Origin of the sequence: Aphanothece hegewaldii CCALA 016 (assembly GCF_003007785.1) — a bacterium.
GTDB classification, from domain to species: domain Bacteria; phylum Cyanobacteriota; class Cyanobacteriia; order Cyanobacteriales; family Microcystaceae; genus Chroococcus; species Chroococcus hegewaldii.
In genome coordinates, this window is record NZ_PXOH01000056.1 from 1 (window position 1) to 12,630 (window position 12,630).

Sequence of the window (12,630 nt, forward strand, 5' to 3'; positions counted from 1 at the left end):
CTAGCAGGGCTTTTCACATATTGAAGTTCAAAAAAACTTTTTGCTCTATGCTCAATCTTATCAAAAAAGGGTGGACACAGACAAGTGCGCCCGAAAAATCTGCTACTCAAGATACCGTTGTCTCAACATTCAATCTTCCTGAATCCAACCCCAAACGCCTAAGCGACAAGCATTACAACCACTGCTGCGGTTCTGACATCCATCAAAAACAAAGAGGATTAAACCCCGATTGGATAGCGGCCAACTGCTACTCCGTAGACATCAAACAAGCCTCCGAACTCCTCGGCTACCCCGCCCGTTCGGGGGGCATCATCCTAAGTGGCTCTAACGGTCAGTTTCAATTCCGACCCGACAAGCCCTGGAGTGACAAGCAGGGAAAAAAAGCCGCTAAATACCGCACCGCTTTCAAGGATGAATATGATGCTCTCTTACCTGCTCATCCGAGTGATCCCTATTTCTGGCACGATTTAAAGGCTCTAAAAGCCCGTTGCTGGCTCATCGATGGGCATCCCTACATCATCATTACTGAAGGCGGTTTTAAAGCGATTTGCGCCTGTTTTCATGGGCTTCCGACGATCGCCTTACTAGGGGTGGAAATGGGTCTTACTTCAGCTAAATCCGACCCACAGGGCCAACGCTACCTGGTTTCCGCCCTAGAGCGTTTAGCTAAAGCAGGATTTGGCTTTATCTTGGCTTTCGATGCCGATATTTCGACTAAACCAAATGTCAGGGAAGCATTACATAAGCTGGGAGTTCAATTAACAAAATTTAACACTCCCGTACAGGTTCTACCCTCATGGGATGAACAACTAGGAAAAGGAATCGATGATTATATCCAAATGAACAACATAGAAAAATTCCGAGAACTCTTAACCAAATCCATCTCCTTCGAGACTTGGGTTGAACAACATCAATCATCAGATGAAGGCCCAACTCCAAAACTATCAGCCCTGCATCGCGCTTGGGCTAAAGTGCTGGCTGAATATGGAGATCGCCTACGGTTTAATGAAATGACCCGATGTATCGAACTCGACTCTGAACCAGCGACCGATTTAGAGGGATTCTATCTCGATTTGGCATTGATCCATAATTGCTTGATTACGAAAACGCAAGCCTATGATCTAGCGATTCGCTGTGCCAAACAAAATCCCTATCATCCTGTCAAAGATTACCTTAATCATGTGGCTGATACAGTAGAGCCGATCGATATCCGTTCTCTCTCGCATTATTATTTCGGTACAACTGATCCAATTTATGATGAGATGATGTATCGCCATCTGATAGGAAGCGTGGCCCGAATCTTTAAGCCAGGATGTAAAAAAGATGAAGCGGTAATCCTTAAAGGAAAACAAGGAGTTCTTAAATCGACGTTTTGGAAAGTTCTCTATGGAGAGGATTTCTTTAGTGATTCGCTTAAAGGCACTGACCGCGATGATCTGCTCGTGCTGCATCAATACTGGGCGTTAGAATTAGCTGAATTTGAAACGATGACCAGTAAAAAGCAAGCAGGGGACTTAAAGGCGTTTTTATCGGCTTCTTCTGATACGTTCCGTGAACCCTATGCTCGATCTAGCCAAGCGAGAAAACGGCAATCAGTCATTGTCGGATCTGTTAATCCTGATGCGTTTTTAGTTGATGAAACAGGCAATCGTCGCTATTGGGTAATTCCTGTTTCTAAAAAACGGATTGATTTAGAAAAAGTAGCGAGAGAGCGAGATGCAATTTGGGCGGCGGCGGTACTCGCTTATCGTGACTCTGAAGCGTGGCATTTAAGTTATGCGACTGAACAGAAAATTTCGGAACTGAATCAAGATTATTGCCATACCGATAGTTGGGAAGTTCCTTTATCTAATTATCTACAAGGGCGGCCAATGGTGACAATTTTTGAGTTACTTACACAAGCTCTCGATTTTGAAGCCTCACGAATTGGTAAACGCGATGAAATGCGGGTTTCGTCAATTTTGCGCTCTTTAGAGTGGCAGAAAACCCTCGCTACTTACCAAGGCAAACGACAAAAAGTCTGGATGAAAACTGATCCACCTTTATGTGATCCACCTCATGATCCACCTAGTTTTCTTGAGGTGGATCAAGGGGAAAATCTAGATAGCACAAGCAATACAGCAATTAGTGATCCACCTGATCCACCTATAAATAAAAGTTTTTCCAACTCACTAAAACATCCCCTTCGTGATGAGGAAGTTTTAATTAATGAACAAAAGTTTGAACCAGAAACCCTAGAGGTGGATCAACAAAACCAAACCGTTACACCACAAGGCGTTGAACCTTGTGATCCACCTCGCTCCACCCCCCGATCCACCTCGGTGGTGGATCAAGTAGATTATTCGACTTATCCTCATCGAACCTCGAACGATATTAGAGCCAAAGAAAAACGGGCTTTTAAGTGTTTAGTATTAATGTTGGGTTGTACAAATAAAGAGGAATTAACACGGTTTAAGAATGAATCAGGGTTTAGCAGTAACGAAATCGATTGGGTTTTTCATCATGTATTAACGGAATCAGAACAGCAAAAGTTAAATGAAGCAGCACTCGCCTCCCAATTGAATTTTTTAGAACCACCTAGCTATGATTACAATGAGCTAATTGCTGCTATTGATGATGAGTTAATCCGTTTGGGCTGGACAACTGAACAAGCCAAAGAGTACCTGTTTCAAACTTACGGGGTGAAAGCTCGATTTAAACTCAGTGATGAGCAAATCATCGAGTTGTGGCAGTTCCTTCGTCAGCAATCCAAATAAGCATCAGAGAAGCAGTAGCGTCAGGGATTAATGCTAAAAACAACTAAAAAAAAGACAGGTTCGATATGGAGATTCGAGAACAGTTGGAGTCCATTCTGAATGGAATTCCTACCTCAAAAAAACCTTTAGATAGAATCGTTTTCTATGACAACTTTCGTCGATTATATGGCTATGATCTTAACGAAAGGGAAGGCAAAGAAGAGAAAGGTAAACCCCTAATTCTAGGACGGCCAGATATTACGGGTTTAGATGAGGATGAGATCCCTTTTTAGCAACGAAGAAGGAAGTAAGTTTTTCTTTGACTTGTTGCGGCAATAAATTCAAGCTATTGAACCAATTAACGCTCAAATCCTCTAGATCGCTCTTTAGCCTTGAAAATCGCCTGTTGCTCTAACCATTGGTCTAAATCAACGGAGATTTCCTTTTCAAGATCTGGGGATAATTTTCCCAAATTATATTCCCAACCCTGTTCAGTTTGAAGAGCGATGAGGAAATCTTCGGGGTTTTCTTGTGAGCGATAGGTCATAATTTGGGTTTTGGGGTCAAATTCGAGAAAATAAACCGAGTTATCCTGTCTATATTGACCAAAATGATTTAAGAGTCTGGCCAGAACGGGCATACAACGATTAACCTGTCGTTGCCCCTCTCTTTGATCAAGCTGTTGATTCAAATGCTCTATTGCCTGTAGATCTTCTGCCGATAGCTGACCCCTTATAGAGCGGGAGAGTTCGAGAGGGGAGCAAAACCCACGTCTTTTAAGCGTGGGATGTAGCGAACCCTCTCGCGCCCATGCCAATGGGCAGAGTCAAGATTTAAGTCTCCGATGCAAAGATCGAACCAACTCTCTCAAAACATCGGTTTGATTCCTGGAAGCTTGTTCGCAATACTGCTTTAACAAGTCTTTTTCCGCTTGGGTTAATCGAAACGTCACAAATATTTCTGGCTTCGACACAATTAAATACCTCTATGTGTGGTATCTTGATTGTAGTGGAAAGGTAACCAACCACTTAAAAAACCTAGCTGTCGAAAGACAAAGCGTTGAACCTTGACAATTGAATCTATGCGGTTCTACTGCATTGTTCTAGTTCTCTCCTAGCAGTAGGTAAAAGATTCATAGGGACTAGACAAATCAGCATTTTGAGGCATATTTGCTTCAAAACTAAACAGGACTTGCAGCAATGCAAATAGGGTAGGGCATACCCGAATTAACGCTTGGGGAGAATCCCACCTCTGGGCTAGATGACGCAAGGACTCTAGTTTAAGTGGTTTCGATGAACCAAGAATCCCACTGGCTTTAGCCGTAGGAGTGTCAATTGACCATCTTTTTGATGAAGAATTAAACCTCGTCCGTCATTTGCGTACATCTGTACTGTATCGAAGTTAGCAGAGACTTTTAATCGATACCGTTGGCCAGAAAAAGTTTCCTCGTCTAAATCTTGCATCAGTCGAATGATAGTGGCGATCGCAGCTTGATGATTCAAATCTGATTGTCGTTGTTGAGAGGTTAACGATTTTTCGGCTTCTCCAGACGATTGAGTTTGATCTCGATGTTGTTCACCCGCCCCTTGATCTGTTCGATTAAGCTGGCGTTTGGAGGAAAAATCCTGATTAAGCTCCAACTGAGCAGACTGCTCAGAGTTAGGATTAGACCGCCCAGTTTCAGCAGTGTGGGCTGATCTAGCTTGTTCAGTAGCCCCAGAAATTGCTCCCTGTCCTTCTGTGCCGCTTCCCAAGTCACTAGACAATTGTTGTTGATTTTGTTCAGACTGGTCGATAGATTCTGCTCCACTTGATTGAGATCTTGACCCTGTGCCTTTTTCAAGTCCTTGAGTTGGCTTTTTAGAGCTTCTTGATGGTTCTGTATTTGATTCGACTTCTGCTGCTGTATTCTCTCCAATTGATTGATTTGGTTCGAGAGAGCTTCTAGTTTGTTCACTGCTGCCTCTAAGACGGTCTGCAAGGCTGTGTAATCTTCGTCGGCTTGCTTCTGCCTCTCTACTAGAGCTTGTAAAGTAGTCAGTAATTTCGTCAAGTCGCTCGGTGAGATTGATAGATTCTGCGGTGCTTTCCCATTCCCAGTCACGGTCTGATTCCTCTGTGGTATCGGTTTGGCTCATAGCTATATTTTGGGCAGATGGGAGAAAAGTTGTCTGTTGTTTGATTTCTTCCATTACTGCAAGTTCAAGAGCAATTAACTCATCAAGTTCCTCTAAGGCAGTGTTGGTCTTTGCCAGTTCTCGATTAATCTCCGAAATCGTTTCATACAAATCCCCGATCTGGTAGTTGTCCCGAAATCCCTCTAAATCGCCAGCTTCGATAGATCTTTCTCGGATGCGGTGTAGTTCTGGGCCAAGATGCACCTGAGCGAGACGGTCTGTAATCCCTTGAGCCACTAAAGTACGATGGTCGATCTTATCCTCAACTAGCCCAAGATTTTCAAGAGCCGCATTAACATGATTAGCCCATGCTTCTCTCTGTTCGACTAATAGCTCGGTTGAGTTCCAGGAACGATTTTTCTTTGAACTAAAGCCCTGTTCAGTAATGTCTCTCATGGTGAGCAGCACATGAAAATGAGGATTATCACTTTTTAAATCATGAAAAGCAACATCAGCAATCATGCCTCGGTTAACAAATTGTTCTTGTACATAGGATTTAGCTAAATCCTTCATCTGCTCTTTGTCCAGTTCTACGGGTAGAGCGATATTAAATTCACGAGCTAGTTGAGAGTCTTTTCGCTTTTCTACTGCTTCGACTTCATTCCATAGCTTCTCACGTTTTTTCACCCAATCAGGGGCGTTTTCTGGGGCAAGGATTATCGTCGAGTCTACCCCTGATTTTTTGGTGTAATCAAAACTTTTCCCTAACCGTTCATCAGTCAAGAGATCGCCAGCACGATAGGCGGCACTAGCAACGACACTTTTACCGCCATTACGGGAGATGATTTTTGCTGAGGCGTGATAAATGGCCATCGAATGTGATGAAACGTTCTTAGGTTAGGTTAACTTCTTTCTCATCTGCCCAAAACAAAAAACAGGAACGAAGCGATGGGATTGGTAAATCAATCAAAGGGTTTAGGGCTGCCCACCGAGGGGGTTTTCAAAGGGGGTGTCCCCCTTTGACGCACACAACCTTTGGTTGTATAAGTGCGTAATTACTGCGTAATGGGAGCAGACGATAACTAGAGTGTAACACTTCTAGGTCTTGAACGTAGGCAGTAAGTTTTTGAAGAGCTAAGATGGTTGTATTAAGGCTTTTTTGAGAATAAGTGATGAATAAGCGTTTAGAACAGCTATTAAAGAAGCAAGAGGAACTTAAGGCTCAGATCCAGAAGATTAAAGCGGCTGAGGCATCCGAAGAACGTAAGAAGGATACGAGAAGAAAAATCTTACTTGGTGCTTTAGTGTTAGAGATGATGGAGAGAGGGGAATTAGATAAGAATGTTATTGACAAGCGGTTAGATGGGTTTTTGTCTAGGTCGGGAGATCGGACGTTATTTAATTTACCTGGAGAGGTAACTGAGAGTGAGCCGATAACCCCTTCTGAGAGTGTCGCTCAACCACCGTCTTTTGAGGTGATTCTTGACTCATTTGGTTCCGATAAGATCAAAGTCCTCGGTCGGACTTGTAACTTGACCAATTTAGAACTTAAAGAAGCTAAGGATTTAGTTGAATCGGCTCCGACGTTGTTGATGAAAGTTAAAAGCCTAGATGAAGCACAAGACATGAAAAAGCAATTAGAAGAGGTCGGGGCGACTGTTACTGTAAGAAAGTCTTCCGACTGACCGAAATGGAGTGTGTGTTGGAATAGGCTAAAGGACAAAAGCCAGGGAAACCTCGCCTGATGAGGCGGGTGGTCAAACTAAAACGAAGTGATTAATTAAATATCCCGACTCAGCAGTGACGAGGTTTAGGAATTGAGTTGGCGTTGGTCTTTGATTCTCATCGATAAGCTATCAATCCAACCCGATTCCGACCTGGCTTTATGGTTTGTTTTGAGATGTAGTCGGAGGATAAAAACGGGTTCGGTGGCTACCTTGTTCGATGGGCTTACATTGCCAGCCTGAGAGTTCTTCAAGGTATTTGTCGGGTTCACTGGTATAAAAAGAAGCGGCACTTTCTAAGTCAGGGGTTGAGTTGAAGCCGAAGTGTTTCATGAGGTTGCTTCGGGTAATGCCTTCTCGACGGTCTTCAGAGGTCGGTGTCCAGTCCTGCTTACTTCTAGGGGGTTTAAGGTCTTCAAATCGCTTCATGAGGTTTTCTAAGCCGATAGCCGACAGGCTACTAAAGGTAATGTCAAATTGCCGCTTTAAGGCGTAGAGTTCCCCTCTAAGTTCGTTTAATTGTCCATTTGTTACTAAGATGTTCTCGGTTGGTGTGGTTTCAGATTCGTTTTGGAACTCTTCAATAACGTCGTTGAGATTATCAACTGAATTGAGGGTAAAGTAACCGATGCGACAGTCTAATGATGTTTCAATAAAGAATTGATATTTGTGATGACTATTCCATCGTTTTTGTAGGTTGTCAGCTTTTCCCATGTATAATAATTTCTTGTCTGGGGTAAAGACATAATAAATCGCAGGGACAGGTGGTAACTTAGATCTTTCGATGACTTTTACGTTAGGAATTGAACCGAGGATGAGGTCAACAAGGACATCAGTTCGGTTCTGTCTGGTAGCTTTCGCTTGGTGGTCGATGCTGTCGATAACTTCAGATGGACAACGGAAGGTAACGGCTGTACTCTTTGAGTTTTCGGTCATGGGTGACGGGGAGTGACGTTGATGTATGCACTGTAATTATATCTAAGTTACAGGATGAGGTGAAAGGGGGAAGAGATGGCTGAATAAGTGTTAGTTGCTATAATTTATTAATATTATGTCATTAAATGTATTTGATTTATGTGTGCAATGTCATATAAATTTGATTTTAATTTTTAAAGATGCTTAAGATACTCAAGACATTTTAAATTTGTGGTTATGATAATAAATTAAGTTAAATAACTTTAAATGCTAAAGCTAATGACAGTAAATGCAATAGTCAATGTTAATGTAATCAAGCAACTGTAAGTATTTTACAGAATGAGAGATTAAATTTTTCTTTTGAGTCGAATGTTAGATACTTTAACTTACAACGTCTCCTAAATATGCTTTACAGTGTATGCTTAATTGTCATTAAAATGATTAGTTTGAATCTTTAACCAATTACAGTGTCAGTTAATTAAATAGACAATGTAAGCTTAAAAACATACAGAATCAGGAAAAAGTAGACCTTGTAATAGTTTTCCCCTTTCTGTTAGCCGAGCCTGAAATCAACAATACGTTACCAATCGTGGTCGGAGTCGAGTACAGTTCCATCGTCCAAAACCAGTCCACGAACTTGGGTACCGCCGAAGTTTACAGTAGTGAGATTTGTAGCTCCTGTGGCATCAGCTTTAAAGCAAGTTTGACAGATTTCGGCTAAGTACAAGTTAGCACCTCTAAGATTAGTGTTATCGAATTCGACACAATCCAAACAAGCCCTGATTAAAATAGCATTACTTAAGTTGGTATTGGTCAGATTACAATATGCTAGATTGGCATTAGTTAAATTGGCATAGCTCAAATTGGCATTAGTTAAATTGGCACCAGCCAAGATAGCTCTTCTGAGATTAGCACCACTGAGATTAATCTCACTCAAATCAGCCGCCAATTCAGGACAAAGTTCATCATAGGCACCCGCGTCAAGCTCAGGAGCGATTCCGCTAAGATTAACTTCTCTGAGGTTAAGATTACTAAAATCTCTCTGCCCAGCAGCATACCGTCTTCGCAATTCTTCACCATCCATAACTCAACTCCTGAATCAATTGACACTCTCAACAATAGTACAATAGAACTCTGGAATTCACCTGGTCTTTTCAATGGCGACTTCGACATCGCTAACTCAAATGACTCTAACTATGGCTCTCTATCGATGCGGTGCTGCCACCTTTGAACACTCTAAAGCTATCCTCACCTCCCGATTCGCCCTTCAACAGCAACAGAGAGCCAAACCTTTATCATTCCCGAAAGGGGTAAAACTAGCGGTGCGATGTAAAATGAAAAACCAAATTGGAGGTTGAATTATGGGGATAGAAATGACTCCTGACGAGTTGTGGTTTCGGTATGCTGATGGAGAGCGAGATTTTCGGGGAATTGAGTTGATTCAAGCTGAAAACAATCTCCGAGGAAATCCGATTGAACTCCGAGGGTTTGATTTGCGAGAAATTAACTTGCGTGGAGCTTACTTGCGGCTCGCTGACTTTAGTGAAACTGATTTGACTGGAGCCGATTTGTCGGGTGCTTTCTTGGTCGAGGCTACTTTGAAACGTACCATTATTAGGAATGCTAATTTGCAGTCTGTTAACTTGCATTGGTCTAGTTTGCATGAAGCTGATCTCAGAGGAGCTAACTTGGATCACATGAATGCTAGTAGCGCTTTCTTTTGTGGAGCTAAGATCGATACTTTTCAATATGCCGTTTTGGCTTATGCCAACTTCCAAAACGCTACTATTCCAAAACAGCTTATTTGTCGTTGCGGAAATTTGATTTGGCGAACTACCATGTCCGATGGGACTATCGTAGTTGGACCTCAGTATGGGGATGGAGAAGGAAGATAATTCATTATTAGTTACCGCCAATCAAGGGGCAGGCCGCCCAACCGTTAGCATCGTTACTGGGACTTTACAATCAGCAGGATTAATTCGTGCCAACCGAGGTAACATCACAATCCTCAAGAAAAGAAGGGATGGAAGATGCCACTTATGAGTGCTACTTTGTTGTTAAGGAAGCGTTAGAGCAATATCTGGTCAAGAAAATTAAGCCTAATTTTTCAAGATTGACACAAAACGTGCATCGTTCCCATGTTACTCAAGAGCGACTTCACCCTGTCGCAATTAAGTTGTCGATCACTGTCGGGGTTCGGTTCGGACAATCGTACAATAATGTTAATCCCGACAGTCGAATTTCTGCTGTCGGCCACTGTCGATATTTCCTGAACCCCCATGAATAAACAAGAAGCGGCTGATTATCTTGGTGTCAGCACTAGAGCGATCGAACGCTACACCCAAAAAGGTAAACTCAGTGTCAAGTACGAAGGGGGCAAAACTCGCCCCGTTGCCGTCTATGACTCAGAAGAACTAGACAAACTTAAAGAAGAATTAAATACCACTACTTATAAACCTGCCATTGAAGCTACTGATCAAACTCCGACCGAACTCGCCACCACACCTGTCGGGCTGTCGGGGTTAGTCGAAAAATTCATCCTTCCCCTTTCCAACCAACTGCAACAACTCACCGAAGCGATTTCTTACCTCAAGGCACTACCAACCAATCAACCGACTGTCGGAATTGAAAATAAATTGCTATTAACCTTAAAAGAAGTTCAAGCCCTTACGGGCTTAAGCCGTGAAACTCTACGTGAAGCGATAGCCTCTGGTCAACTCAAAGCGGCTATCGTCGGGAAAGCATGGCGAGTCAAGCGTAAAGACCTAGAAGAGTATATCGAAAATTTATAAACCCGACAAGACTAATCTCGACAGTCGGAAAACCTGTCGGTCACTGTCGGATTTAACTCATGATCATTGACCAAACACACCTATGGCGATTCAATATTCACAAAGGCACTACAGGTCTAGAAATGAAAATCGACCGTCACGGACAAGCGAAAATCCTCACAACTGATGAAATTCAACGACTCTTTAATCAAGGTTTAACCGTCAACCCGCCCCGTGACCGCGCCCTCTTTGCCGTCTGCCTCTACACCGCCTGCCGCATTTCTGAAGCCGTCACCCTAACCAAACGCGATGTCTACGACACAACGGGAAAAGTCCGACCCGAACTCATCATCCGCAAAGGCAACACCAAAGGCAAGCTGGCCACCCGCACCATCCCCGTTATCGAAGATTTACGCCTAAAACTAGAAACCTACACCCCCCGCACCGACTCCATTTACCTCTTTCCAGGCAACGAAGGAAACAAAAGAGCGAATACCCACCTACACCGCGATTCCGCCATCTGGCTCCTCAATCAAGCCTGTAAGCGCGTCGGCATTGAAGGAGTATCAACCCACAGCTTCCGCAGAACCGCCTTAACCCAAATGAGCAACGCAGGCATCCCTTTACGCATCATCCAAGAAATCTCAGGACACCGTACCCTTGATGAACTTTACAAATATTTAGAAGTCAAACCCGAACAGATCAAAGGCGCGATCGCGTCCCTGTCGATGCTCACTCCCGTTGATGAAACAAACTTCGATAAATCAGTGTATGTTGAAGTCGAGCCATCGGATCTCAGTTCGATGACCCCTCAAGCCTAGCTATTAAGTCCTCACGGGACAGATTAGCGATCTGGAGCAGTAATCTCGTGCGCTCTGGTAAGGGAAGCTGCATTAGAGTTGGAATCAGATTGGATAATTCTTCATCAAGAAAGCCGAATCGTTCTTCTAGCAAGCTGGCCACCATGAGGGACTGTCCCTCGAAATTCCCTTCAATCTTTCCTTCAATCTTTCCTTCAAGTTTTCCCTCAAGTCGCCACAATTCGCGCTGCTCTATGTAAGCGGGTGATAAGTTCATAATTAATTCCCTCTCTTCTTCACTCTTATTATCTTTCAACTCTAATGTCTTACGCCAAGAAGCTAAGATCTCTAACAAATTATCTCGGAACGGATGATTTTCTGGTAAGTTGGCTAATTCTTCTACCGCTTGCCTCTGGGTTCCTCCTTTGCCTAAAACCCTTAACCAGAGTGTATCTGGCGTGACGGGAAGTTGATTGATGGCCACAAGGGCAGTTTTGAGAAAGTCGTGCAGAAAATAAACTCCTTCAACCCAATTTTCCTTCTCATTTAATCTGGCCCCAAATCCTTCTTTGATCCTGACTGAGCAGGAGGGGGAGAGAATCCATAAAAACGGCAGTTCGACTTCCGATAATGACTGTTTTTCCCGTTTGGCTTTCCGTAATAGCTCCCCATGAACGGTGTACAGCTTTAATAGGCAACTGCGGATTTCGCTCTCAGTCGGGGCATTGCGATAGGGTTCAAATAAACAGCTAGTGGCGGCCATCTGGTTTAGTAACCCTAGATTTTGAGCGTAGAGGGACGGTGAATTGGTCGGAACGAACCAGACATCGATCTCCTGAACTTCGCTTCTAACATCGCGGCTAGTTTCGACTTTTCCTATAGGCGATAGCAATTCTTCTAGGTACTCTTTGGCAAACTGGTCGTGGGGCTGTCGCGTCATTCGATTTGATTTGAGATTTTGGAATCCCTTGATATCATAAGGTTAATCAAGAGTATTCCACTACTCGCAAAAAATGCCTAACCCTCTAGCTACTACTGAACTAATAATTCTGCGTCCTGAAGATTTTGACCCACCATTAAAAAGAATTGAGCCAAGCGTTCCTGGTTATTGGACACTTGACGAACTAGCAGCAGAGCTTGGGGTTTCTCTTCGTAAAGTTCAATATGATGTTACAGGACGACCAGAAGCTAATCAGAAACCCTCACTGAAAGCTTATAAAGCTGGGCCTACATTTCTTGTAGCTGATGCAGAGGCACTTGAATATATTCAAAAGTATCGAAAAGGTAAGAAATCTTCATAAATCTTTGGCTTGAGGTGTGCGATAGATTGAACAAAAACATCTATACTGTTTACAGTACGCAAAACCCTGCTAATTGATTACAACTACTAGCAGGGCTTTTCACATATTGAAGTTCAAAAAAACTTTTTGCTCTATGCTCAATCTTATCAAAAAAGGGTGGACACAGACAAGTGCGCCCGAAAAATCTGCTACTCAAGATACCGTTGTCTCAACATTCAATCTTCCTGAATCCAACCCCAAACGCCTAAGCGACAAGCATTACAACCA

At 43.1% G+C, this 12,630-nt stretch carries 13 protein-coding genes; 8 read left to right on the plus strand and 5 right to left on the minus strand.

The features are described 5' to 3' along the window. The first annotated feature begins 47 nt into the window (after window positions 1-47). Both C7H19_RS23860 and C7H19_RS23865 read left to right on the plus strand, forming a co-directional pair. The gene (locus C7H19_RS23860) at window positions 48-2,756 is read left to right on the plus strand and encodes a VapE domain-containing protein (RefSeq protein WP_106459410.1); all 2,709 of its coding nucleotides are present in this window, start codon (window positions 48-50) and stop codon (window positions 2,754-2,756) included. Between the two features lie 65 nt (window positions 2,757-2,821). Further along, a complete protein-coding gene (locus tag C7H19_RS23865) occupies window positions 2,822-3,028 on the plus strand; it encodes a hypothetical protein (RefSeq protein WP_106459411.1) in 207 nt (68 codons plus the stop codon). A 65-nt stretch (window positions 3,029-3,093) separates the two neighbouring features. Here the strand turns inward: C7H19_RS23865 and C7H19_RS23870 are convergent, their stop codons facing one another. Continuing rightward, complete coding sequence (locus C7H19_RS23870; RefSeq protein ID WP_106459412.1) at window positions 3,094-3,426, minus strand: hypothetical protein; 333 nt, start codon at window positions 3,424-3,426, stop codon at window positions 3,094-3,096. Between the two features lie 583 nt (window positions 3,427-4,009). After that, entirely contained in the window at window positions 4,010-5,725 is a 1,716-nt protein-coding gene (gene mobQ / locus C7H19_RS23880) for a MobQ family relaxase (protein ID WP_106459414.1), read from the minus strand. Between the two features lie 299 nt (window positions 5,726-6,024). Here mobQ and C7H19_RS23885 point away from each other — a divergent pair, with 299 nt between their 5' ends. Further along, window positions 6,025-6,537, plus strand: coding sequence for a ribosomal protein L7/L12 (locus tag C7H19_RS23885; RefSeq protein ID WP_106459415.1), 513 nt, complete (start codon window positions 6,025-6,027; stop codon window positions 6,535-6,537). Between the two features lie 198 nt (window positions 6,538-6,735). Here the strand turns inward: C7H19_RS23885 and C7H19_RS23890 are convergent, their stop codons facing one another. Together C7H19_RS23890 and C7H19_RS23895 are read right to left on the minus strand one after the other, a co-directional pair. Next, the gene (locus C7H19_RS23890; protein WP_106459416.1) at window positions 6,736-7,512 is read right to left on the minus strand and encodes a GIY-YIG nuclease family protein; all 777 of its coding nucleotides are present in this window, start codon (window positions 7,510-7,512) and stop codon (window positions 6,736-6,738) included. Window positions 7,513-8,071: 559 nt separating this feature from the next. Next, window positions 8,072-8,575 (minus strand): pentapeptide repeat-containing protein, encoded by a 504-nt coding sequence (locus tag C7H19_RS23895; RefSeq protein ID WP_106459417.1) that lies wholly within the window; start codon window positions 8,573-8,575, stop codon window positions 8,072-8,074. Window positions 8,576-8,648: 73 nt separating this feature from the next. On the opposite strand from C7H19_RS23895, the gene C7H19_RS23900 reads away from it, so the two are divergent. The 4 genes from C7H19_RS23900 to C7H19_RS23920 all read left to right on the plus strand — a co-directional run bounded on the left by C7H19_RS23900 (window position 8,649) and on the right by C7H19_RS23920 (window position 11,083). Beyond that, window positions 8,649-8,849, plus strand: a complete 201-nt coding sequence (locus C7H19_RS23900) for a hypothetical protein (protein ID WP_106459418.1) — start codon at window positions 8,649-8,651, stop codon at window positions 8,847-8,849. Window positions 8,850-8,864: 15 nt separating this feature from the next. Continuing rightward, window positions 8,865-9,386, plus strand: coding sequence for a pentapeptide repeat-containing protein (locus C7H19_RS23905; RefSeq protein ID WP_181280726.1), 522 nt, complete (start codon window positions 8,865-8,867; stop codon window positions 9,384-9,386). 384 nt (window positions 9,387-9,770) lie between these two features. After that, the gene (locus tag C7H19_RS26950; RefSeq protein WP_245927757.1) at window positions 9,771-10,283 is read left to right on the plus strand and encodes a helix-turn-helix domain-containing protein; all 513 of its coding nucleotides are present in this window, start codon (window positions 9,771-9,773) and stop codon (window positions 10,281-10,283) included. Window positions 10,284-10,342: 59 nt separating this feature from the next. Next, complete coding sequence (locus C7H19_RS23920; RefSeq protein WP_342752320.1) at window positions 10,343-11,083, plus strand: tyrosine-type recombinase/integrase; 741 nt, start codon at window positions 10,343-10,345, stop codon at window positions 11,081-11,083. Here the strand turns inward: C7H19_RS23920 and C7H19_RS23925 are convergent. Continuing rightward, window positions 11,058-12,002, minus strand: coding sequence for an RpnC/YadD family protein (locus tag C7H19_RS23925; RefSeq protein ID WP_106459422.1), 945 nt, complete (start codon window positions 12,000-12,002; stop codon window positions 11,058-11,060). The two genes, C7H19_RS23920 and C7H19_RS23925, sit on opposite strands and share 26 nt — an antisense overlap. Window positions 12,003-12,075: 73 nt before the next feature. On the opposite strand from C7H19_RS23925, the gene C7H19_RS23930 reads away from it, so the two are divergent. Further along, window positions 12,076-12,363 carry a DNA-binding protein gene (locus C7H19_RS23930; RefSeq protein ID WP_106459423.1) on the plus strand — a complete coding sequence of 96 codons (288 nt, stop codon included), beginning with the start codon at window positions 12,076-12,078 and terminating at the stop codon, window positions 12,361-12,363. Window positions 12,364-12,630 lie beyond the last annotated feature (267 nt).

Bases quoted from the DNA above. Each gene is read 5' to 3' on its own strand.
- C7H19_RS23860 (WP_106459410.1), top strand. From the start codon at position 48: ATGCTCAATCTTATCAAAAAAGGGTGGACACAGACAAGTGCGCCCGAA.
- C7H19_RS23865 (WP_106459411.1), top strand. From the start codon at position 2,822: ATGGAGATTCGAGAACAGTTGGAGTCCATTCTGAATGGAATTCCTACC.
- mobQ (WP_106459414.1), bottom strand. From the start codon at position 5,725: ATGGCCATTTATCACGCCTCAGCAAAAATCATCTCCCGTAATGGCGGT.
- C7H19_RS23885 (WP_106459415.1), top strand. From the start codon at position 6,025: ATGAATAAGCGTTTAGAACAGCTATTAAAGAAGCAAGAGGAACTTAAG.
- C7H19_RS23890 (WP_106459416.1), bottom strand. From the start codon at position 7,512: ATGACCGAAAACTCAAAGAGTACAGCCGTTACCTTCCGTTGTCCATCT.
- C7H19_RS23895 (WP_106459417.1), bottom strand. From the start codon at position 8,575: ATGGATGGTGAAGAATTGCGAAGACGGTATGCTGCTGGGCAGAGAGAT.
- C7H19_RS23900 (WP_106459418.1), top strand. From the start codon at position 8,649: ATGGCGACTTCGACATCGCTAACTCAAATGACTCTAACTATGGCTCTC.
- C7H19_RS23905 (WP_181280726.1), top strand. From the start codon at position 8,865: ATGACTCCTGACGAGTTGTGGTTTCGGTATGCTGATGGAGAGCGAGAT.
- C7H19_RS26950 (WP_245927757.1), top strand. From the start codon at position 9,771: ATGAATAAACAAGAAGCGGCTGATTATCTTGGTGTCAGCACTAGAGCG.
- C7H19_RS23920 (WP_342752320.1), top strand. From the start codon at position 10,343: ATGATCATTGACCAAACACACCTATGGCGATTCAATATTCACAAAGGC.
- C7H19_RS23925 (WP_106459422.1), bottom strand. From the start codon at position 12,002: ATGACGCGACAGCCCCACGACCAGTTTGCCAAAGAGTACCTAGAAGAA.
- C7H19_RS23930 (WP_106459423.1), top strand. From the start codon at position 12,076: ATGCCTAACCCTCTAGCTACTACTGAACTAATAATTCTGCGTCCTGAA.